Source organism: Arthrobacter sp. ZGTC131 (assembly GCF_002929275.1).
GTDB lineage: Bacteria > Actinomycetota > Actinomycetes > Actinomycetales > Micrococcaceae > Arthrobacter.
Genome location: NZ_PJIK01000003.1, coordinates 275,871 through 295,823, shown reverse-complemented (window position 1 = coordinate 295,823; position 19,953 = coordinate 275,871). Strand labels below are relative to the sequence as shown.

At 64.0% G+C, this 19,953-nt stretch carries 21 protein-coding genes; 12 read left to right on the top strand and 9 right to left on the bottom strand.

Features of this window, described 5'->3' with window-relative positions:
* The first annotated feature begins 164 nt into the window (after positions 1 to 164).
* From CXQ90_RS06415 to CXQ90_RS06400, 4 genes are all read left to right on the top strand, one after another.
* Positions 165 to 440 (top strand): hypothetical protein, encoded by a 276-nt coding sequence (locus CXQ90_RS06415; RefSeq protein WP_104137812.1) that lies wholly within the window; start codon positions 165 to 167, stop codon positions 438 to 440.
* Between the two features lie 217 nt (positions 441 to 657).
* Entirely contained in the window at positions 658 to 819 is a 162-nt protein-coding gene (locus CXQ90_RS06410) for a hypothetical protein (RefSeq protein WP_258064385.1), read from the top strand.
* Positions 820 to 1,195: 376 nt separating this feature from the next.
* On the top strand, positions 1,196 to 2,095 hold the full coding sequence (locus CXQ90_RS06405; RefSeq protein ID WP_104137810.1) for a diacylglycerol kinase family protein: 900 nt from the start codon (positions 1,196 to 1,198) through the stop codon (positions 2,093 to 2,095).
* Positions 2,096 to 2,348: 253 nt separating this feature from the next.
* Positions 2,349 to 3,050: an alpha/beta fold hydrolase gene (locus tag CXQ90_RS06400; RefSeq protein WP_258064384.1), complete on the top strand. Its 702-nt coding sequence runs from the start codon at positions 2,349 to 2,351 to the stop codon at positions 3,048 to 3,050.
* 797 nt (positions 3,051 to 3,847) lie between these two features.
* Here CXQ90_RS06400 and CXQ90_RS22035 read toward each other — a convergent pair.
* On the bottom strand, positions 3,848 to 4,036 hold the full coding sequence (locus CXQ90_RS22035; RefSeq protein ID WP_146068849.1) for a hypothetical protein: 189 nt from the start codon (positions 4,034 to 4,036) through the stop codon (positions 3,848 to 3,850).
* Positions 4,037 to 4,149: 113 nt separating this feature from the next.
* Positions 4,150 to 4,467, bottom strand: coding sequence for a hypothetical protein (locus CXQ90_RS06390; RefSeq protein WP_104137805.1), 318 nt, complete (start codon positions 4,465 to 4,467; stop codon positions 4,150 to 4,152).
* A gap of 520 nt (positions 4,468 to 4,987) precedes the next feature.
* Here CXQ90_RS06390 and CXQ90_RS06385 point away from each other — a divergent pair.
* Positions 4,988 to 5,191 (top strand): cold-shock protein, encoded by a 204-nt coding sequence (locus CXQ90_RS06385; protein ID WP_104046164.1) that lies wholly within the window; start codon positions 4,988 to 4,990, stop codon positions 5,189 to 5,191.
* 354 nt (positions 5,192 to 5,545) lie between these two features.
* On the opposite strand, the gene CXQ90_RS06380 is transcribed toward CXQ90_RS06385, so the two are convergent.
* The 7 genes from CXQ90_RS06380 to CXQ90_RS06350 form a co-directional block, all read right to left on the bottom strand.
* Entirely contained in the window at positions 5,546 to 6,148 is a 603-nt protein-coding gene (locus CXQ90_RS06380; protein ID WP_104137804.1) for a TetR/AcrR family transcriptional regulator, read from the bottom strand.
* Positions 6,149 to 6,420: 272 nt separating this feature from the next.
* The gene (locus CXQ90_RS06375) at positions 6,421 to 7,287 is read right to left on the bottom strand and encodes an alpha/beta fold hydrolase (protein ID WP_104137802.1); all 867 of its coding nucleotides are present in this window, start codon (positions 7,285 to 7,287) and stop codon (positions 6,421 to 6,423) included.
* 55 nt (positions 7,288 to 7,342) lie between these two features.
* Complete coding sequence (locus CXQ90_RS06370; protein ID WP_104137801.1) at positions 7,343 to 8,341, bottom strand: NADP-dependent oxidoreductase; 999 nt, start codon at positions 8,339 to 8,341, stop codon at positions 7,343 to 7,345.
* 216 nt (positions 8,342 to 8,557) lie between these two features.
* Positions 8,558 to 9,271, bottom strand: coding sequence for an SDR family oxidoreductase (locus CXQ90_RS06365; RefSeq protein WP_104137975.1), 714 nt, complete (start codon positions 9,269 to 9,271; stop codon positions 8,558 to 8,560).
* Positions 9,272 to 9,399: 128 nt separating this feature from the next.
* Complete coding sequence (locus CXQ90_RS06360; RefSeq protein WP_104137799.1) at positions 9,400 to 10,476, bottom strand: alkene reductase; 1,077 nt, start codon at positions 10,474 to 10,476, stop codon at positions 9,400 to 9,402.
* Positions 10,477 to 10,590: 114 nt separating this feature from the next.
* Positions 10,591 to 11,013: a GH36 C-terminal domain-containing protein gene (locus CXQ90_RS06355; protein WP_258064391.1), complete on the bottom strand. Its 423-nt coding sequence runs from the start codon at positions 11,011 to 11,013 to the stop codon at positions 10,591 to 10,593.
* Positions 11,014 to 11,269: 256 nt separating this feature from the next.
* Positions 11,270 to 12,604 (bottom strand): MFS transporter, encoded by a 1,335-nt coding sequence (locus CXQ90_RS06350; RefSeq protein ID WP_104137796.1) that lies wholly within the window; start codon positions 12,602 to 12,604, stop codon positions 11,270 to 11,272.
* Positions 12,605 to 12,746: 142 nt separating this feature from the next.
* On the opposite strand from CXQ90_RS06350, the gene CXQ90_RS06345 reads away from it, so the two are divergent.
* From CXQ90_RS06345 to dmpG, 7 genes are all read left to right on the top strand, one after another.
* Positions 12,747 to 13,445 carry an IclR family transcriptional regulator gene (locus tag CXQ90_RS06345; RefSeq protein WP_104137795.1) on the top strand — a complete coding sequence of 233 codons (699 nt, stop codon included), beginning with the start codon at positions 12,747 to 12,749 and terminating at the stop codon, positions 13,443 to 13,445.
* 163 nt (positions 13,446 to 13,608) lie between these two features.
* Positions 13,609 to 14,478 (top strand): alpha/beta fold hydrolase, encoded by an 870-nt coding sequence (locus CXQ90_RS06340; RefSeq protein ID WP_104137793.1) that lies wholly within the window; start codon positions 13,609 to 13,611, stop codon positions 14,476 to 14,478.
* 51 nt (positions 14,479 to 14,529) lie between these two features.
* Positions 14,530 to 16,245, top strand: a complete 1,716-nt coding sequence (locus CXQ90_RS06335; RefSeq protein WP_104137791.1) for a bifunctional 3-(3-hydroxy-phenyl)propionate/3-hydroxycinnamic acid hydroxylase — start codon at positions 14,530 to 14,532, stop codon at positions 16,243 to 16,245.
* Positions 16,214 to 17,152, top strand: coding sequence for a 3-carboxyethylcatechol 2,3-dioxygenase (locus tag CXQ90_RS06330; RefSeq protein WP_104137790.1), 939 nt, complete (start codon positions 16,214 to 16,216; stop codon positions 17,150 to 17,152). Before CXQ90_RS06335 ends, CXQ90_RS06330 begins: the two co-directional genes overlap by 32 nt.
* The gene (locus CXQ90_RS06325) at positions 17,152 to 17,967 is read left to right on the top strand and encodes a 2-keto-4-pentenoate hydratase (protein WP_104137788.1); all 816 of its coding nucleotides are present in this window, start codon (positions 17,152 to 17,154) and stop codon (positions 17,965 to 17,967) included. The genes CXQ90_RS06330 and CXQ90_RS06325 overlap by 1 nt, the downstream gene beginning before the upstream one ends.
* A gap of 11 nt (positions 17,968 to 17,978) precedes the next feature.
* Positions 17,979 to 18,917 (top strand): acetaldehyde dehydrogenase (acetylating), encoded by a 939-nt coding sequence (locus CXQ90_RS06320; protein WP_104137787.1) that lies wholly within the window; start codon positions 17,979 to 17,981, stop codon positions 18,915 to 18,917.
* A gap of 2 nt (positions 18,918 to 18,919) precedes the next feature.
* Complete coding sequence (dmpG, locus tag CXQ90_RS06315) at positions 18,920 to 19,951, top strand: 4-hydroxy-2-oxovalerate aldolase (RefSeq protein ID WP_104137785.1); 1,032 nt, start codon at positions 18,920 to 18,922, stop codon at positions 19,949 to 19,951.
* Positions 19,952 to 19,953: the final 2 nt, after the last annotated feature.

The following is a 19,953-nucleotide window of genomic DNA, read 5'->3' as shown; positions in this document are numbered from 1 at the left end:
GAGAGAGTCACACCCCAAGGAAGAAAAGTAAGCCTGCTTGCTATCCCGGTGGTCTACAGGTAAAGTCTACAGCGTAGAGAAGTTGTTATCACAGGTTTCAGAAGCGGGACCCCTGGTTGCACGGCCGCCCCGGCACACCTCACACCACCCCTTCAGGAGAAACCATGACTGCACACAACACCCAGGCCACCCACAACGACAACGCCAGGCCCGCGAACGACGTGAAGTCCTCGACCAGGACGCTGGAATTCGCCGTCTACGTCGCAGCCGTGCTGGCAACGATTATCACCGCGGCCGTGGTCGGGGACAATGCCAGCGAAGACGGCGTCGACGTCTTCAACGCCAGCGACGCGATGCAGTACATCACGTGGCTGACCGTCGGGCTCATGGTCGCACGCGGCCTGGCCAAGGCAGGAAACCGCAACCACACGCACGCTTAAGCTCCACCGTCCGGGCATAAGCAGCCCCGACGATGAGCGATCCCGGTGCGGCCCCTCCGAAGCGGGGGCTGCACCAGGTCTCTTTCACTGCATGTCCCGTCCGGAGCTGCCACGCGTCACCGGACAATCCGCATCGGCAGCCCCAGCGCGGGCCCCGGGGCGTTAGCTGCTGTAGCCGAACGGCGGCACCTCGCGCAGCGCAACGGAAAGAGCCACCATGGCACATTCCCAGTTCAACCTGTTCCTCCAGGAAGCCACCATCCGTGGCCGCGACGCCGGCTCCACGCTCGCAGCTGCCCCGCTGTACGGGCTGTACACCAGCTGGTGCCACGTGCCCGGAACCCGCCCCGGACCGAGAGCTCCTTCTGGACCGCGATGAAGAACCGCCTCGGCACCGGGCCAAACGGACTGCGCATGACCGGCCCTGCCGCCGCCTACCTGCCGCAGGACAAACACCAGCCCCGGGGAACAACACCCTGGGCGCCCGGCCTGCGACACCGACAACCACCTCCTGGTGGACACCGGGGCGTCCTGAACCGGCAAAGCTCGTCCTGCATCGCAGCCCTCCTGGACCGCGGGGTCCAGCAACCGCAGGACGGGACCTCAGACGGGCAGCGGCGAAGCTCACCACCAGGCAGATTTACAGCCGCACCGCCTCTGGACGTCCCGGTTCAGAAGCGGCAGTTTGGCCTACTACGGATTTTCCCGCGTCGGTGCCCCTGGCGGGCACTTCGACTCAATACCCGGAGCGCATCATGGAATCTGCACGGACGTTCGATTCGATTGTCATCATCTTCAATCCCAACAGCACCGGCGACGCCCCCAAACTGGCCGAGCAGCTGCAGGACCGCCTCGGCGAACTCCTCCGCTACACGCCGGAGATCAACCTGCAGCCGACCAGCCACGCCGGGCACGCCGTGGACCTCGCCCGCCAGGCCGCAGCCACTGGAGGGGACGTGCTGATCGTGTCCGTCAGCGGCGACGGCGGCTATAACGAGGTCGTCAACGGGGTGATGCAAGCCGGAAACCCCCGGGCAGTGTGTGCCGTCATGGCAGCCGGCAACGCCAACGACCACCGCCGGACCACCGGCACCAAGCCGCTGGAACAAGCCATCGCCGAAGGCCACGTCCGCCATATCGACCTGCTGCACATTCACACCGGGCAGGGAAACGGCACGCCCCCGGAATACGCCCACTCCTACATCGGATTCGGCCTCACGCCGGTGGTGGCCATCGATCTTGAAAAAGGCAGCAAAGGTGCGCTGAAGGAAATGTTCTCCGTGGTGCGGACCTTCTCAAAATACAAGCCCTTCACGATACGCCAGACCGACGGAAAACGCCGCAAGTTCGACAGCCTCGTCTTCGCCAACATCCCGGAAATGGCCAAGTACGCCACACTCAGCGAAGCCGACGACAAGGCCTCGGACGGAAAATTCGAAGTCATCATCTTCCCGCACATGGCCAAGTGGCGCGTGCTGCTGACCGCCCTGCGCGCGACCACCCGGGGCCTGGGCGACCAGCCCAGCGTCAGCAAGTACGAGTTCACCACGCTCAAGCCGCTGCCGTATCAGATCGACGGCGAAGTGAAATCCGTGGACGCCAAGACACCGGTCAGGATCGAGTGCGCCCCATCTGCCCTGCCCACCCTCGGATAACCATGTCCGCATACAGGATCGGCCCTGTGCACGATACCGGCCCCGAAGTGCCAGCCACGGCAGGCAGGGGTCAGCACCTCGGCCGCTGGCCAGCGTACCGTCGCCGTAGGGTGAGCTGATGGATCCCCACACCAATGGAACAGAGGCCTCGCGTGGAAGGCCCCGAACGCAGGGCAGGCCGCCGACAGGTGGGCACCCGAAGACACCGACGCGTATCGTCTCCACCGGGTCCCTGGACGCGCATGTTTACTCAATGAAGGGTCCACAGACCGCCTCGGAGAGTCCTGTGTTCGTGCTGCTGCACGGTATCGGTATGTCCCACCGGTATTACCGCAGACTCCAGGCCCTGCTCTCCACCCACGGAGACACGCACTCAATCGACCTGCCGGGGTTCGGCGCCACTGCCAGGCCAGACAGGCAGATCTCCGTGGCCGAATACGCTGCAGTCATCGCCAACACGCTGGACACCCTGGGAGCAAGCCCTGTTGTCGCTGTCGGACACTCCATGGGTACGCAGTTCGCTACCGAACTCGCCGTCCTGCGGCCGGACCTGGTCTCGCACGTGGTGCTGATCGGCCCGGTCGTGGATTCGGCCCGCCGCAGCGTCCTGCGCCAGTCCCTCGCACTTGGACTGGACTCCCTGATGGAAAGCCCCTCGGGCAACGCCATCGTCTTCACCGACTACGTGCGCTCGGGGCTGCGCTGGTACCTGACCGAACTGCCGGTGATGATGACCTATGACCTGGAAGCCCGCTTAAGCAAAGTCACCCAGCCGGTCCTAGTAGCCCGTGGGTCCCGTGATCCGGTGGCCCCCGGGCCCTGGTGCCACAAACTAACTGCCATCGCTGCCAACGGCCGCTTCCTTGAAATACCCGGCAAGCCGCACATCGTCCAGCACGGAGCAGCCACACGGATGGCCGCCGGCATCCTGGCCCTCACCCACGCCCGAAGCTGAGTTCCCAAAATTGTATGACCTGGATAACCCGGACTTATGTTTCCCGACCATGCGCCAAGGGTTCGGACTGCTGCCAAGCCCCGCAAGGATGCTCCGTTGGCAGTGGACAGAGAAGGGACACAGGACAAGAACTCCCGCATCTCCCCAAGCAGGAGCGTCATCTGCTCTGTTTGTCGGAAAGACGCGGACCGGCTGAGGCGGGACTCCTTAGTGCTCCTGAGCTATAGCCCGCGCACTGTTCGGCGGCTCGCGCAGGGTCGAGCGACTCAATCCTCGTAGCCCTCGAACAGGCTTCGGCCTGGGCCGGTGAATACTCAGAGGTGGTATCGGCTGACCCTGCCTCCAGGCGTTCGATCAACCGGACGTTCCTCGTCAGAGACATCCTCACGACAGCGCACGTCCTCAATGACCGATTATATTTCCCACGACGGCCAATCACGAGGGTCCGTCCTCTATTCCGACCCCTCAGGATCGCTTCCACGTAAGGGAAATGGCTCAGAACCGGATGAAGAACTTTGCTGTCTCGTGTGGATCGCGACGAGAAGCGGGAACGACGCCGGGAGCGGAGAGCCAATCGACAGGCTGGGCATCACGCGCAGTAGCCAGTCCAACGCGGTATGGCGGCTGGCGGACGTGACGACACGCCAGACAGTTCCGCGGGGGCGGAAGGGGCTCCCCTAAGGAGAAGAAGATCTAATGGAGTTGGCCGTTCCGGATGTCTCCGCCCAGCCTTTCCGGGCGGTCCTTCCTAGGCCCGTCCCTCTCACTACAGTGAGACGTTCAGGGGCGGGCTTTCGTTATTCCGCGGCCCTGCGCCGGGCCTCCCGCTGATGCTGCTCCAGCTTTGCCTCGGCATCCCTTCGTCGCTGGAGCATGCCGCGGGCCTGGGTGGGCGTGGGATGGCGGTGCTCGCGTTCCCACGCGTGGTCATTGGCTCCGGTCCGTACAGCGGCTTCTCCAGTGCGGGGGCTGTTGTCTTCACTCAATGGCGGGATCTCCTTTGCCGGCCCGGTGAGAGCACAGTGCAGAAACGTCTGGTCGTTCTGCACGGCTCGCTGGTGTTGGGGTACGGGCTCGCATAGCGGTTGCAGTGGGCTGGTTATTCAGGCAGTTCGATTTGGAAGCCGCAGTCGCACTTGAGAACCCGGGTGGAGAGGTAGACGCCCAGGGAGTCCTTGGCTGCACCTTCGGTGGACAGTGGCACGGAGAGCTTGCGCAGCTCTGAGCCGGCCTTTGCCATCGGCTCTCCGCAGTGCATGTAGTGGCTGCCGAATATGAGCACGTCCCTTGCCTGCTCCGGACGTGCCAGGATCATCGACAGGTCGGCGACCTGGGCGCGATGTTCGCTAAAGGTGCCGCACCGGTGGCATGTGTAGGAAACCAGCACGACGTCGGCCGGCTGGCCTGGCACGTCCATGACGGATCTGATCCTGACATGGCGATCTGTGCCGCAGTTGCCGCACATCACCGGCAGCGCCCGGTGCCGCCCTGCCCCGTCATGATGGGAGCCGTGGAATCCGAATGTCATGATCAGGCTGCCCGCGGGTAGCTGGTGAAAATGGAAGTTCAAGAAGATCCGCGTGATGGCGCTAACGCGCCAAAATTCTCGCTCACTGCAGAACTCGAGACCATCTCCCGACACAAAGCCGGTACCTCAGTCACAACAACCACTCAAGAAGCGCGGTCGTGAGCACGCCTTCCCGGAGGTTTTTCAATGAGGCAACAGGCCAGTCGTGTCGTCTCCCGGAGGGGGCACTGCGCGCCTGCTAGGTAGTCGAAGGCAGGCTGCCGCAACCTCATGTTGCCGTCCTCCGGGAGTCCAGCCTTTGACCAATCTCTTGCCCGCCCCCACTGCTGCCACATAGGCTCATGGTGTGAGTGGCGGGGACGGCAATCCGAAAAGCGGATCCGGCCCGCGACCCGTGAAGGAAACAAGCATGGCAACAGGTACAGTCAAGTGGTTCAACGCCGAAAAGGGCTTCGGTTTCATCGCCCCCGACGACGGAAGCGCTGACGTGTTCGCACACTTTTCGGCAATCGCATCCAGCGGTTACCGCTCCCTCGACGAGAACCAGAAGGTTCAGTTCGACGTCACCCAGGGCCCTAAGGGTCCGCAGGCGGAGAACATCCAGCCGCTCTAAGCGGTTGTCAAAAAGCTGACCGGCACAAGCCGGTCAGCTTTTTTGTTCCCACAATGCCCAGGCGTCCGACAACCTTCACTGATAGTGGATCTTCCGCTAACCTGCCGACGCTTGGACAAGCCTTGCTTCCTGCCCACTACGGTGACATGAGCGGTCCACGGCTGCAATCAGGAGCCGTTGGAGTAGCTCCCTAGCAGCAGTAGCGGTGGATAACCTATGAGAATTGTCCCCGGTTGTGGGCCGCGGCAGCCTCGTTGTCCACCCTGGTTCTGGAAGGCATATCGTCGTCAGGTTGGGGTGTAGTTCCGGGCTGACATGCGGCAAGCCTGACGGCGATAGGTGAAAGTTCTTGCGTCAGCGGGGCAGGATCAGGCGGATCTGGGTTCTGATGTCTTGGACGACGTCGTCGATGCGAAGAGCGGGATTCGCACTCACTGCCATGCTGAGGAACATGATGGCCGAGACGATGCGTGCGGATGTTGCGGCATCATCGGCACTGACAAGTTCATCCCGGCCCAGGACGGCGGCGATGGCCTCCTCGGTCTGCGCGACGATGGAAAGGGCTTCACTGTGCTGTGGCTCCGTCGGGTCCCCGAAGACCATCTCGCGCAGATAGGTGCGCCCATTGTCGACCTGAACGCGGTTGCACTCCACGATCGGCCGCACGATGGTCATCACTGCATCCAGTGCATCCGGGATGGCTTCAGCATTAGCCCGGCCCCGCTCCAGCGCTTCCGCGTAGTGCGCGTTCTGCACGAGCAGGAGGAGTTCTCCCTTGGTCTTTGCGTAAAGGAACAGGGTTCCGGTGCCGATGTCGGCCTTATCGGCGATTTGCTGAGTTGTGACATCCTCGACCCCGTGTTCCGCGAACAGCTCACTAGCCGCGGCAGTGATGCGGTCCAGCTTCTGCTGCTTGTTCCGCTCGCGTCGTCCAAGCGGCTGGGATGCGACGGGCATGAAGGTTCCTCCGGAACGTAACTGACTAGACTCAGTTATGAGTATAACGACCGCGAAGAGTTGATGGCACCCGGCCTGTCTACTTCTAGCAGTGGGAAGGCTCGGCCGTGCTTCACGTAGGTGAGCGCGGCGTCTATGTCATAAGCGTGATTTGCCGAAGCCAGCGGTATCGGCGCGGGAAAGCTGCTTGACCGCGCTGCGGGTGAAGAAGCCATCGCGGCCACGGTTTCGGCGAACTCTCGATGATGAGACGTCGAAGTTCTGAACGTGGGTCAGTTGGCGAGGAATTCGACGGCGGCGGGGGCGAACTTGGCGTGGTACTGGAAGATGCCGCCGTGGCCCGAGTCGGGGTAGATGATCAGTTCGGACCCCTTGATGCGCCGGTGCAAGTCCGTTGAGAGGACGGATGGCACCATGCGGTCGTTGTCGCCATTGGCGATGAGGGTGGGGTGCGTGAGCCTGGACAGGTCCGACGGTGCGGAGCGGCCGAACGCCTGGATTGCCTTCAGCTGCGTTTGGAATGCACGGGTGCTGATCGGCTTGTCACGGTTGACGGTGCGCTCCTGGAGGCGCTTGATGAACGCTTTCGCTGCGGGTTTGCCGGTGGCGTTGCGGTTGAAGAAGAGGAACTCCTTGGGGTCGGACCTTGTCAGGGTTGCGCGGAGGATGTCCCAGTAGGTGGTGCCGACGACCTTGTCGATGTCCTTGCCTCCCCGCGGGCCAGTCCCGGTGAGCACGAGCTTGCGGACAAGGTTTGGATGCTTGAGGGCCAGGTCCTGGGCGATCATGCCGCCGAGGGAGAAAGAGAAGACATCGATCTTGTCGAACCCGAGGGCCTTGATGAAGGTGTGGGCGTCGTCGGCCATTGCCTCGATGTTGTCGGGAACCTGTCCGGTGGAGGCACCGACACCGGGCTGGTCGAAGGTGATGACGTGGCGGTTCTTCGCGATGGGATCGATGATGCGGGGATCCCAGTTATCCATTGTGGCAGCGAGGTGCACGAAGAACACGACGGGGATGCCGCCCTTGGGCCCCAGCTCACGGTAGGCGTAGGTGACACCTCCGGCGGTGATGGCGCTGGCAGGTGCTTTCGCGTACGAGGTGACGACGAATTCCTTCGGGGTGTTGGTGTTGTCCATGACGGTTGTTCTCCTGGATGGTCTGCGGGATGAATGGCTGATGGTTGGTGGCGGGTCAGTCGGTGAGAGTGAGTACTGCTTTGCCGCGGAATCCGCCCGCAGCCAGGGACTGCAGCGCCTGTGGGGCCTGGTCGAAGGTGAAGACCTTCCCTACGATTGGGCGCAGCACGCCGTCGTCGACGAGGGCGCTGATCTGGCTCAATTGGTCGCCGCTAGCACGCATGAAGAGGAACTCATAGCTGACGCCGAGCTTCCTCGCCTGCCGCCGAATCTTGCTGCTGAGACCGGTGACCACCAGACGCAGCACAGGACTCAGGCTGGCTTTGCGCGCGAACGCCGGATCGGGCGGGCCGGAGATCCCAATCGCCTTCCCACCGGGCTTAAGGATGCGCAGTGACTTCTCGAGGTTCTCCCCGCCGAGGCTGTCCAGCACCAGGTCGTATCCGCTCAGGAGCTGCTCAAAGTCCTGGGTGCGGTAGTCGATCACGATGTCCGCCCCGAGGTTGCGCACGAAGTCGGCGTTGGAACCGCTAGCGGTGGTTGCAACGGTCGCGCCGAGGTGCTTGGCGAGCTGTATGGCGATCGACCCGACCCCACCGGCGCCGGCGTGAATGAGAACCTTCTGCCCGGGGCACACGTTGCCCTGCTCGACGAGGGCCTGCCATGCGGTAAGTGCCACCAGCGGCAGCGAGCCCGCCTCCTCCATGCTGGCCGACGCGGGCTTCAGCGCAAGGTCTTCCTCGGCGATAGCGATGCGCTCGGCAAACGTGCCGATGCGGTCCTTGTCGGGGCGGGCGTAGACCTCGTCACCGGGCTTGAACCCGCGCACCTTTTCCCCTACCTGCAGGACGGTGCCGGCGACGTCGTTGCCGAGGATCAGCTGGAGCTTGTAGGGGAGGATCTGCTTGAACTCACCCAGCCGAATCTTCTCGTCCAGCTGGTTCAGGCCCGCTGCTTGAACCTGCACGAGCACGTCCCGTTCGCCGACGGTCGGCTCAGCAACCTCGGCTTCGCGCAGCGGCTCCTTGTACTTGGTGACGACGAACGCTCGCATGCCGTGTTGCTCCTTCTGTAATTGGGCTGTGGGCGGGACAGTCCGAATCCCGATTGCATTCAATTATGACTGTACTCAGATTTTTGGTCAAGTTGCCTATGTACGGGGTGCTGGCGGTCCTTCCCGGCTCGGAGTCGGCCATGGGGGTCGATGAACCGGCATTGGGTAGTGCCGTGGTCATGAACTTGAGTCATGCCCACGGCACTATCGTTTTTCCTAGGCTTTGTTGTGGGTAAGTTGTGGGTAGAGAGCCTCGATGGGGGCGCCGAGTCCGGCCTTGAGCTGCACGGACGTCTCGTCGCCTAGAACCTCGTACGCACCGGCTTCGACAGCATCCAACACGGTGCGGACGAGATCAGCCGGGGCCATCTTGGGATCGGTGGCGTTCGCAGCCATCGCCGTGTCAACGTACCCGACGTGGACGCCCACCACGTGCACCCCGTCGGGGGCGAGTTCCAGCCGCAGCGAGTTGGTGGCCGACCAGAGGGCGGCCTTGGTGGCACTGTAAATGCCACCGGCGGCGTACCAGCTCATTGCGGAGTGGATGTCGATAATCACGGAGCCATCCTTCGCGGACAGAATCGGCGCGAAGGCCCGGGCGAGGAACAGTGGGCCGAGGAAGTTCGTCTCGACGTTGGTCCGGATCTCGGCATCTGTGTGGGTAAGAATGCCCGGGCTTGCCACTGAGGCTCCGGCGTTATTGATCAACACCGTGACGTCTCCCGCGGCTGCGACTGCTGCGTGAATCGAGGCGGGGTCGGTGACGTCGAGGGTGAGCGGGACGATGCGTTCGTCCTCCCAGGTGCGGGGGGTACGGGCGGTGGCGTACACCTTGCTTGCGCCGCGGGCGAGGGCGTCGTGGACGAAGTGGGTTCCGATGCCGCCGTTTGCTCCGGTGACGAGGACGACTGCTCCATCGAGTGAGGGCATTTTCATGGCCTTTCTTGTGACGGGACTGCATCCGCATCGGTCGGCGCGGATGGTACTGACGTGTCTTGGTGGCTGCCCGTTCCTGGCTGCAAGGGGATCAGCAAGGGCGGGCAGCGTAGGGCGCTGGATCAGGCGTGGGCAAGGGCTGGGTAGTCGGTGTACCCGGACGCTCCGCCACCGTAGAGAGTGGTGGGGTCCACCTCATTCAGGGGGGCTTCGGAACGCAGGCGCTCGACGATGTCGGGGTTGGCCAGGGCGAAACGGCCCAACGGGGCAATGTCAGCAAGGCCAGCCTCGATGTCGCCCGCGATCTGTTCGCGGTTACGTCCGTAGCGGACCACCAGCACCGCCGTCGGCCATAGATCCCTGAGTGAGCGGAGGAGTTCGTCGTCGCCCACATGGTGAAGGTGCAGGTAGGCCAGGTTCAGGGTGGCGAGCTCACCGATCAGGTGCCGGTACTGGGCGTGCACACTCTCGGTGTCGCCCTCGTTGATTCCACCCAGGGGCATGGCGGGGGAGAGGCGGATGCCAACCCGTTCCGCTCCTATTTCCGCGGCCAGGGCCTGGGCGAGCTCGATCACGAACCGGGACCGGTTTTCCACCGATCCGCCGTAGGAGTCGGTGCGATGGTTGGCGTTGGGGGAGAGGAACTGGTGCAAAAGATAGCCGTTTGCGCCGTGGATTTCGACTCCATCGGCGCCGGCCGCGATGGCAGAAGCTGCGGCGTGACGGAACTCAGCCACGGTGGCCTGGATATCCTCCAGGGTCAGCTCCCGCGGGGCCGGCGTCTTCTGCAACCCTGTTGGCGTGAATATGTCCTGGTCGGCGGAGATCGCCGACGGTGCCAGCGGCTGACGGTGGTGGGGAGTGTTGTCCGGGTGAGACATCCGGCCCACATGCATCAACTGGATGAACACCGCCCCACCACGGGCGTGCACGGTTTCGGTGATTTTCCGCCAGCCCTCGATCTGCTCGGGGGTGTAGATCCCCGGCGTGTTCATATAGCCCTGTCCATCTGCCGACGGCTGCGCGCCCTCGGTAATGATCAAACCCAGGGACGCGCGCTGCCCGTAGTATTCCGCGGCCAGGTCGCCCGGCGTACCATCCGGGTTGGAACGGCTTCGGGTCATTGGTGCCAGCGCAAGCCGGTGGGGAAGGTCCAAGCGGCCAAGTGTGAAGGGTTGCCATAGAGAGGCAGGGCTCATGGGAGTTCGTCCTTTGCATTCGAAGTGTCAGAGCATCACAACCGCGCCAAGCCAATGTTCGGCTGCCGTCCAACAGTAGATCCACTTACTGACCGCGAGCGGTAGTGACTACACTCATAACTGAGCGCAATCAGATAGTATTCCCGAGCAAATGAAGATGTTTGCCGGTGGCCTAGCCGGTCTTGGTGATGCGGTACAGAACCACCTGGTCCGGGTGGATTCGGGGGGATGCGAGACCGGCGTGTGCCAGGATGCTGGCAGGGAAGTCGGAGCTGGGGAAGATGACGTCATCCTGTGTGGTTCCACGGAGGGATGTTCGTTCGATTGGGCGGCCGCCTGCTGTTGGCTGGCCCCACCATTGGGGTGGCAATAGCCCCGAGGGTGTGGCCCCGGGAAGATGGATTCCACCCTGTACGTTGCGTCCGGGTCGAGTCCGCGCAGTTTCAGGCGCCCGGCGGGGTCCGGGTACAGGCTGTCCAGTGCTGCGACCGCGAAAATGGCCCGCGAACGGTCCGCGCTGACGACCCCGTGCGCCATGACCTTCGCATCGTTGCCGTCCATCCGGACCACCTCCCCGCTGAGCAGGAGGTCCCGCTCCTGCTTATAGAAGGCGATCCACTGTCGAAGGCCCGTTATTTCGTCCGCAGAGGCGTCGGTCAGGCGTTCCACGTTGCCAAATCTCGACTTCGGCTCCTTGGATCTTTGGCCAGTCATCGAATCTGGTGAACTTCATTGCCCTCAATTTTTGTGGGGAAAGGTTACGGACCGGATCAGCGTTGGGTCTCAGCAGTTTTTATGCTTGCGATCGGCGGTCGGGTGCCAGGGAAAATGCGATGCCGCTGATGATGCAGAGTCCGCAGAAGAACCAGGCGAGGGCGGTGGTTGTGCCGCCTGCGGCGAGGAGGAGGCCGCTGGCGATCAGTGGCGCGAACCCTGCGCCGAGGGTGGTTGATACCTGGTAGGCGAGGGAGACTCCGGTGTAGCGGACTTCGGTGGCAAACATTTCGGAGATGAAGGCGCCCATTGGGCCGTACATGAGTGCCTGGATGAGCGGGTTCCCGATGATGAACCCGATGAGCAGGAGCCAGATGTTGCCGTCGCTGATCAGGGCGAACATGGGCCAGATGCCGATGACGCCGACCGCGGCCCCGGCGAGCATGACCTTGCGTCGGCCGATCCTGTCCGAGAGTGCAGCGGCGGCCGGGATCGTGAAGATGTGCAGGAAGTTGGCGATGGTCAGCATCAGCAGGGCATCCGCCCGGGAGTGGCCGGTCTGCACCGCGTATGTCAGGGCGAATGTCGCCAGCAGGGACTGGAGGAAAAGCGGTGCGAAGCCGGCCACGATCGAGAGTCCGAGTTCCTTCGGATACCGGCGCAGTACCTGCATGATGGGTGCCCCCTTATGAGACTGGTCTGCTGTGGCGTTGGCGGCTTTGGCGGCCAGGAAATCCGGCGATTCAGTGACCCGGTACCGGATGAAGAGGGCTACGCCGACGAGGATTGCCGAGAGGAGGAAGGGGATCCGCCATCCCCAGGCCAAGAAGTCATCCTCGGGCATGGTGGAGAATGCTCCAAGGACGACCGTGGCCAGCACTGCCCCGGAGGGTCCGCCGCTGACGGCGATGCTTGCTCCGAAGCCGCGTCCTGTCGGTTTGGAGTGTTCCATGCCCATGAGTGCGGCGCCGGCCCATTCGCCGCCGACGGCGATGCCCTGCAGGACGCGGAGGGAGACCAGCAGGATCGGGGCGGCAACACCGATCTGCGCGGAGGTGGGAAGCAGGCCCATGATCACGGAGACGCCGCCCATGATCATCATGGTGATGAACAGCATCTGTTTGCGGCCGAGCTTGTCGCCGAAGTGACCGAAGATGATGCCGCCCAGCGGACGCGCCACGTAGCCGGCCGCGAGGGTGATGTAGGACAGGACGATGCCGGCTGCCTCGGGGACGCCGCTGAAAAACAGTTGCGGGAAGACAAGTGCGGCGGCGGTGCCGTAGAGCAGGAAGTCGTAGAACTCCACGGTGGAGCCGAGATAGCTGGACACTAGGGCCCGGCGGCTATCCCTTCGCTGTTGGGCGGTGCGTGGAGGGGCGGCCTCGGTCGATGCGGCGGGCGTCAGCTGTGACATCAAAACTCCGTTGTTTGGTGAGGGAGGGAAGATTCGGAAGGGTGTGTATTTATCGCACTCTGGTGAATACTATTAGTAGCAAGAGTGACGGACGTCACCGATGGTTGTCAATCCCGCCGAGGCGGCTCACTAGGATGGCGTAGTGACTACAGAACAGGCGGCGCCCGCGTCGCGAACTGCTGGCTCGCAGACCCTGGCCCGGGGCCTGACGGCCCTGAAGGCGATCGCCGGCGCCCGCGACGGACTGGCAATCAACGACGTCGCCGAACTCTTGGGGGTGCATCGCACCATTGCCTACCGCATTCTGAACACCCTCAGCGACGCCGGACTGATCCACCGGAGCGACGACAACCGCTACCGGGGCGCGGCAGGACTGCTCCAGCTCACATCCGCCGCGCATGACGCTATCCGCGCCGCGGCCCTTCCGGTCCTGCACGACGTGGCCAACGACCTGTCATCCACGGTCTCCCTGCTTATCAGGGAGGGCGGTGAGGCCGTAGCGCTTGCGGTGGTGGAGCCCCGCGGACCCTCCTACCACGTCTCATTCGCCCAAGGTAGCCGGCACCCCCTCAACCGCGGAGCCGCCGGACTGGCCATCCAGGCAAGCCAGCCGCCCACTCCGGGGGAGTCCGACGACGTCCGCAGCGCCAGGACCAATGGCTTTGCCATCACCTTCGGCGAGGTGGAGCCCAACATGTACGGCCTCGCCGCACCCATCAAGGGCCCGGGGCCTGACGTCGCGGCGTGCATAAACCTCATCACCACCCGCAAGGAAGTTGCGGAAGGCGCTGTTAAGGCAATCATTGCCGCCGCGGAGCGCATCTCCGGCCGCCTGGCCTGACGGCGCGATCTGACCAAGCCGGCGACGCTGAAGCAGCCGGCGAGGGTTCGTCACCCTTGACACCCCGCGGGCCCCCGTGGTGTGATGTTTGTCATTAATCGTGCAAATAACGCTTGAAGATGGGCGATAAATACACGAACGGACATTGCCAAAGGAGTCTTCCATGACAGAGCGCCCCTACACCAGCGTCTGGTCTGATCTTGCCCAGGTTGAGTTCAGCCAGGGCTTCATCCAGGCCGGGACGTACCGGACCCGGTACCTGCACGCCGGGGACTCGTCCAAGCCGACACTGATCGCGATGCACGGCATCACCGGCCACGCCGAGGCCTATGCGCGGAACCTGAAGGCGCTCTCGGAGCATTTCGACGTCTGGGCCATCGACTTCATCGGGCACGGCTACAGTGACAAGCCTGACCACCCGCTGGAAATCAGGCACTACATCGACCAGCTGCTGGGCTTCATGGACGCAATCGGGGTCCAGAAGTCCTACCTGACGGGGGAATCCCTGGGCGGCTGGGTCACGGCACGGTTCGCGATCGACTACCCGGAAAAAGTTGAGCGGGTCCTGCTGAACACCATGGGCGGAACGATGGCTAATCCGGTGGTCATGGAGCGTCTCTACACGCTGTCCATGGAAGCCGCCAAGGATCCGTCCTGGGAGCGGGTCAAGACCCGGCTCGAATGGCTCATGGCCGATCCCGCCATGGTCACCGACGACCTCATCCGCACCCGCCAGGCGATCTTCCAGCAGCCGGACTGGCTCAAAGCCTGCCAGGCCAACATGGCCCTGCAGGACCCGGAAACCCGGAAACGGAACATGCTGACGGACGACGCACTGGGCCAGATAAAAGCACCGGCCCTGGTGCTCTGGACCACGAAGGACCCCTCCGGTCCGGTGGACGAGGGCCGCCGCATCGCCGGGCTCATCCCCAACGGCGAACTCGCCGTGATGGAGAACTGCGGCCACTGGCCCCAGTACGAGGACCCGGAAACCTTCAACCGCATCTTCCTGGACTTCATGCTCGCCCGCTGAGCACAACCGCTTCCCTCCCAGTTCCACGCTTACACAGAACAGAGAACCACCATGGAGTTTGACACCGACGTACTGGTGATCGGCGCGGGCCCCGTCGGCCTGATGCTCACCAACCTATTGGGCACCTACGGCCAGAACGTGACCCTGCTCGAGGCGCTGCCCGAGCTCATCGACTACCCGCGCGGTGTCGGCATCGACGACGAATCGCTGCGTTCGGTCCAAGCCGCAGGACTCACCGAGACCGTCCTGCCGCACACCACGCCCCAGCACATCATGCGGCTGGTCAACGGCAAGGGCCGGATCCTCACCCACAACGCCCCGACCACCGACGAGTTCGGCTGGCCCCGCAAAAACGCCTTCATCCAGCCCCTGGTAGACCAGGCTATGCTCGATGGCCTGTCCCGGCACGCCACCGTAGATGTCAGGTTCAACCACGAAGTTCTCTCGCTGCGGGAAACCGACAACGGCGTCCTGGCCACGGTCAACGTCAAAGACGCCGACGGCAAGACCGAGCTGAAACAGATCCACGCCAAGTACGTGGTCGGCTGCGAAGGCGGCCGCTCCGCCACGCGGCTCTGGATGGGCGTGCTGTTCGACGGAAAATCCCCCTCCACCCGCTGGCTGGTCGTGGACGTCAACAACGATCCGCTCGGCACTCCCAACGTCTTCCTCGGAGCCGACCCGAAACGCCCCTACGTCTCCATCGGACTGCCGCACGCCATCCGCCGCTGGGAATTCATGCTGTTCGACGGCGAGACCGACGCCATGGTGACCGACCCCGACTTCGTCAATGACCTGCTCGCCGACCACGTGCCGGATCCCGCCGGGCTGGACTTCATCCGCCGCCGCGTCTACACCCACCACGCACGCATAGCCAGCTCCTTCCGCCGGGGCAAGGTCCTGATCGCCGGCGACGCCGCCCACCTCATGCCCGTCTGGATGGGCCAAGGCTGGAACTCCGGAGTCCGCGACGCCACGAACCTGGCCTGGAAGCTCGCCACCATCCTCCGCGGCCAGGCCACCGATGACCTGCTGGACACCTACGACGTCGAACGCCGGGACCACGCCAAAGCCATGATCGACCTGTCCCTCACCCTGGGCAACGTCATCAAGGTGACCCACCCCGCGATGGTGGCCGCCAGGGACGCCATCGCGGCCAGCCTGAACCTGTTCCCCCAGGTCAAGTCCTACTTCTCCGACATGAAATTCAAGCCCATGCCGCGCTACACCCGCGGCGTCGTGGTCGACCCCACCAGCCACAAGCCGGGCTCCGCCGTCGCCAAACTCACCGGCAAACTCATCCCCACGCTCACGGCCAACACCCAGGTCTCACCGGTCGGCGTCCAGTTCCCGCAACCACGCGTCGCCACCAAGACGCAGTCCAACGTCCTGCTCGATGATGTCACCGGGAAATGGTGGACCGTCCTGGTCTGGGGGAACAACCCCGAGGACGTGTTCTCCGCCACCGACCTGGCCAGGCTCGAGGAGCTCGGCGCCCAGCTGGTCTGCCTCGTTCCCGAAAGCCAGCGAACCTGGTGCGAGGAGCGCTACCCGGCAGAGGTCATCGTTGCCGGCGACACCACAGGCCGGCTCAAGAAATGGTTCGATGAGCGCCCCACACCGGTCGTGTTTGTCCGCCCGGACCGCTTCGTCGCCGGAGCCTGCCTGACCCAGGACGCCCCCAAGACCCTCGCCGCCATCCTGGCAGCCATGTCGTTCAAGGAAGGAGTAAGCAATGACGCTCGCACTCGTCTGCATGTCGCATAGCCCCCTGCTGGAGGTCACCGACCCCCCGGAGGAAATCCAGAAGGACGTCGACGGCGCTTTCGCCGTCGCCCGCAAGTTCGTGGAGGACTTCAATCCCGACCTCGTGGTCTCCTTCGCGCCGGACCATTACAACGGCTTCTTCTATGAGCTCATGCCCCCATTCTGCATCGGCTACGAAGCCGTGGGCGTCGGCGACTACGGCAGCGAGGAGGGCCCGCTGAACGTCCCCACCGACATCGCCAAGGACCTGGCACAAGCCGTCATCGACGCCGACCTTGACGCCGCGATCTCCCTCAAAATGGAAATCGACCACGGCGCTGTGCAACCGCTGGAAGTGCTCTTCGGTTCCATCGCGGCGAAACCGGTAATCCCGATCTTCGTCAACTCCGTCGCGCCGCCCTTCGCGTCCATGCGCCGCGTGCGCCAGCTCGGTACCGCCGTCGGCAATTACCTGAAGACCCTGGATAAAAAGGTGCTCCTGATCGGCTCCGGCGGGCTCTCCCACGACCCGCCCGTACCCCAGATCGCCACGGCTACCCCCGAGCAGAAGGCGATGCTGCTCAACGGCCGGCACCCCACCGCTGCAGCCCGCAACGCCCGGCAACAGCGCGTCATCGACACCGCCGCAGCCTTCGCCAAGGGAGAGGCCAGCATCATGGACCTGAACCCCGAATGGGACCGCGAGTTCCTGTCCATCATCGCCTCCGGCGAGCTGGAAAAACTGGACACCTGGACCGCAGCGGAGATGGCGGCGACCGCCGGCAACTCCGCCCATGAGGTCCGCAACTGGGTAGCAGCCTACAACGCGCTGCGCGCGGCCGGAGAGTACACCGTTACCTCGGAGTACTACCGCCCGATCCCAGAGTTCATCGCAGGTTTCGGCGTGACGACGGCGGTGGTGAAGTAATGACCGCCCGGACACAGCCCTCCTGCACCGACGCCCTGGACCGGTTCGCTGCCGAACTGCTGGACGCCACCACCTCCCTGACCCCCGTGAAACCCCTGCGGGACCGGCTCGACCACATGGACCTTACGGACGCCTATTACGTTCAGACCGCACAGCTTGAACATCACGTCGCAGCAGGACGGGTTCTTGCCGGCCGCAAGGTCGGACTGACCTCGCTTGCGATGCAGCGGCAGTTGGGTGTGGATTCTCCGGACTTCGGCTTCTTCTTCGAGGACATGGTGCACCACGATGACGCCCGGATCCCGGCGTCCCAGTTCATTCAGCCCAAGGTGGAACCGGAATTCGGCTTCGTCTTGAAAGAGCCCCTGCAGGGACCAGGTGTCACCCTGGAACAGGCCGCGGCCGCCATCGGTGCCATTTACCCGGCGATCGAGATCATCGATTCCCGCATCACAAACTGGGACATCAGACTCGTGGACACCGTTGCGGACAACGCCTCCTGCGGAGCCATCGCCGTCGGGACCCATCCTCTCGACCTGGACCTTGGAGACCCGGTGGCCCTGATGGACGTTACGTGTTCCCTGGTGATCGACGGTGAGGTCACCGGCTCCGGGACCGGCGCCGATGTGATGGGGCACCCCCTTGCGCCGTTGGCCTGGCTTGCCAACGTCCTCGGCGAACAGGGCGTGGCGCTCGAAGCCGGTCAGCTGATTCTCCCCGGATCCTTCACGGCAGCCATGCCAGTCGTCGCTGACAGCACGGCGACGGCCGACTTCGGCCCCCTGGGCTCACTCACCATTCACTTCACAGACTAAGGACACCCACCATGGCAAAGAAAACCGCCGCCATCGTCGGCTCAGGCAACATCGGCACCGACCTGATGTTCAAGCTGATGCGCCGCAGCAAGAACCTTGAGGTCAAGTACATGATCGGCGTCGACCCGGCCTCGGACGGGCTGGCGCGGGCCGCCCGGCTCGGCGTCACGACGTCCGCTGAGGGGGTGGACTGGCTCCTGGCCCAGGACGACCTGCCGGACTTCGTCTTCGAATGCACCTCGGCCAAGGCACATGAAGCCAATGCGCCCAAGTACAAGGCGGCCGGGATCCACGCGATCGACCTGACCCCGGCCGCCGTCGGACCCTACCTGTGCCCGGTGGTGAACCTGGACTCCCTGCAGGATGTCCTGAACGTCAACATGATCACCTGCGCAGGCCAGGCCACCACCCCGATCGTGGCCGCTGTCTCCTCCGTGGTCCCCGTGGACTACGCCGAGATCGTCGCGTCCATCGCCTCCAAGTCCGCCGGACCGGGAACCCGCGCCAACGTCGACGAGTTCACCGAAACCACCGCCAAGGCCCTGGAAGAGGTCGGCGGGGCCAAAAGAGGCAAAGCCATCATCATCATCAACCCCGTCGAACCGCCGATGATCATGCGCAACACCATCTACGCGGCCATCCCCGCCGAAGCCGCCGAACCCGGCGAGCTGCAGGACAAAATCCGGGGCGCGATTGATGAGGCCGTCGCCCGGATCCAGGACTACGTCCCCGGCTACTCCCTGCGCGTGGAGCCCCAGTTCGACGCCGCCCGCGAAGACTGGAACGGAAACGGCCGGGTCGGTATCTGGGTCCAGGTCAAGGGCGCAGCCGATTATCTGCCCGAATACGCAGGCAACCTGGACATCATCACCGCCGCCGCCACCCGCACAGCTGACCTGCTGGCCGAACGCATGGACGCCACCATTCCTTCAACACCCGTAGGAGCATAACCATGACCGAGACCCAGAACCTCAGCGTCCGGCTGACCGACACCACCCTGCGCGACGGCTCCCACGCCATGAGCCACAAATTCACCGAAGACCACGTACGCTCCATCGTTCGCGCCCTCGACTACGCCAAAATCGAAGTCATCGAAGTCACCCACGGCGACGGCCTCGGCGGCTCTTCCTTCAACTACGGCTTCTCCCTCACGCCCGAGCTTGACCTCGTGCGAGCCGCCGTGGACGAAGCCAGGAACGCCAAGATCGCTGTGCTGATGCTCCCGGGCCTGGGCACCATCCACGACCTGAACCAGGCCCACGAGGCCGGCGCGTCCGTGGCCCGCATCGCCACGCACTGCACCGAGGCCGACGTCTCCATCCAGCACTTCCAGCACGCCCGCAAACTCGGCATGGAAACCGTCGGGTTCCTGATGCTCTCGCACCGGACCACACCGGAGAACCTGGCCAAGCAGGCCCGGATCATGGCCGATGCCGGCTGCCAGTGCGTCTACGTCGTGGACTCAGCCGGAGCCCTCATCCTCGAAGACGTCTCGGACCGCGTCTCCGCCCTCGTTACCGAACTCGGCAACGACGCCCAGGTCGGATTCCACGGCCACCAAAACCTCAGCTTCGGCGTCGCGAACTCCGTCTACGCCGCCCGCGCGGGCGCCAAACAGATCGACGGGACACTCCTCGCCCTCGGCGCCGGCGCAGGAAACTCGCCGACCGAGGTGCTGGCAGCTGCGTTCGAGCGGCTTAATATCCATACCGGCGTTGACGTCCACGGGGTGATGGCAGCGGCCGAAGACGTGGTCAAACCCATCATCACCAGGATGCCCATCATGGACCGCGCCTCCATCATGCAGGGCTACGCCGGCGTTTACTCCTCCTTCCTCATCCACGCCGAACGCGCCGCCGACCGCTACGGCGTCCCCGCCTGGCAGATCCTCGAAGAAATCGGCAAAGCCGGATACGTCGGCGGACAGGAAGACATGATCGTCGACGTCGCCGTCCAGCTCGCCTCCGGAGCACGAGTCGCCTAACC

Excerpts from the sequence above, each read along its gene's own strand:
- CXQ90_RS06415 (WP_104137812.1), top strand. The coding sequence starts at position 165 with ATGACTGCACACAACACCCAGGCCACCCACAACGACAACGCCAGGCCC.
- CXQ90_RS06410 (WP_258064385.1), top strand. The coding sequence starts at position 658 with ATGGCACATTCCCAGTTCAACCTGTTCCTCCAGGAAGCCACCATCCGT.
- CXQ90_RS06405 (WP_104137810.1), top strand. The coding sequence starts at position 1,196 with ATGGAATCTGCACGGACGTTCGATTCGATTGTCATCATCTTCAATCCC.
- CXQ90_RS06400 (WP_258064384.1), top strand. The coding sequence starts at position 2,349 with ATGAAGGGTCCACAGACCGCCTCGGAGAGTCCTGTGTTCGTGCTGCTG.
- CXQ90_RS06390 (WP_104137805.1), bottom strand. The coding sequence starts at position 4,467 with ATGGACGTGCCAGGCCAGCCGGCCGACGTCGTGCTGGTTTCCTACACA.
- CXQ90_RS06385 (WP_104046164.1), top strand. The coding sequence starts at position 4,988 with ATGGCAACAGGTACAGTCAAGTGGTTCAACGCCGAAAAGGGCTTCGGT.
- CXQ90_RS06380 (WP_104137804.1), bottom strand. The coding sequence starts at position 6,148 with ATGCCCGTCGCATCCCAGCCGCTTGGACGACGCGAGCGGAACAAGCAG.
- CXQ90_RS06375 (WP_104137802.1), bottom strand. The coding sequence starts at position 7,287 with ATGGACAACACCAACACCCCGAAGGAATTCGTCGTCACCTCGTACGCG.
- CXQ90_RS06370 (WP_104137801.1), bottom strand. The coding sequence starts at position 8,341 with ATGCGAGCGTTCGTCGTCACCAAGTACAAGGAGCCGCTGCGCGAAGCC.
- CXQ90_RS06365 (WP_104137975.1), bottom strand. The coding sequence starts at position 9,271 with ATGCCCTCACTCGATGGAGCAGTCGTCCTCGTCACCGGAGCAAACGGC.
- CXQ90_RS06360 (WP_104137799.1), bottom strand. The coding sequence starts at position 10,476 with ATGAGCCCTGCCTCTCTATGGCAACCCTTCACACTTGGCCGCTTGGAC.
- CXQ90_RS06355 (WP_258064391.1), bottom strand. The coding sequence starts at position 11,013 with ATGGCGCACGGGGTCGTCAGCGCGGACCGTTCGCGGGCCATTTTCGCG.
- CXQ90_RS06350 (WP_104137796.1), bottom strand. The coding sequence starts at position 12,604 with ATGTCACAGCTGACGCCCGCCGCATCGACCGAGGCCGCCCCTCCACGC.
- CXQ90_RS06340 (WP_104137793.1), top strand. The coding sequence starts at position 13,609 with ATGACAGAGCGCCCCTACACCAGCGTCTGGTCTGATCTTGCCCAGGTT.
- CXQ90_RS06335 (WP_104137791.1), top strand. The coding sequence starts at position 14,530 with ATGGAGTTTGACACCGACGTACTGGTGATCGGCGCGGGCCCCGTCGGC.
- CXQ90_RS06330 (WP_104137790.1), top strand. The coding sequence starts at position 16,214 with ATGACGCTCGCACTCGTCTGCATGTCGCATAGCCCCCTGCTGGAGGTC.
- CXQ90_RS06325 (WP_104137788.1), top strand. The coding sequence starts at position 17,152 with ATGACCGCCCGGACACAGCCCTCCTGCACCGACGCCCTGGACCGGTTC.
- CXQ90_RS06320 (WP_104137787.1), top strand. The coding sequence starts at position 17,979 with ATGGCAAAGAAAACCGCCGCCATCGTCGGCTCAGGCAACATCGGCACC.
- dmpG (WP_104137785.1), top strand. The coding sequence starts at position 18,920 with ATGACCGAGACCCAGAACCTCAGCGTCCGGCTGACCGACACCACCCTG.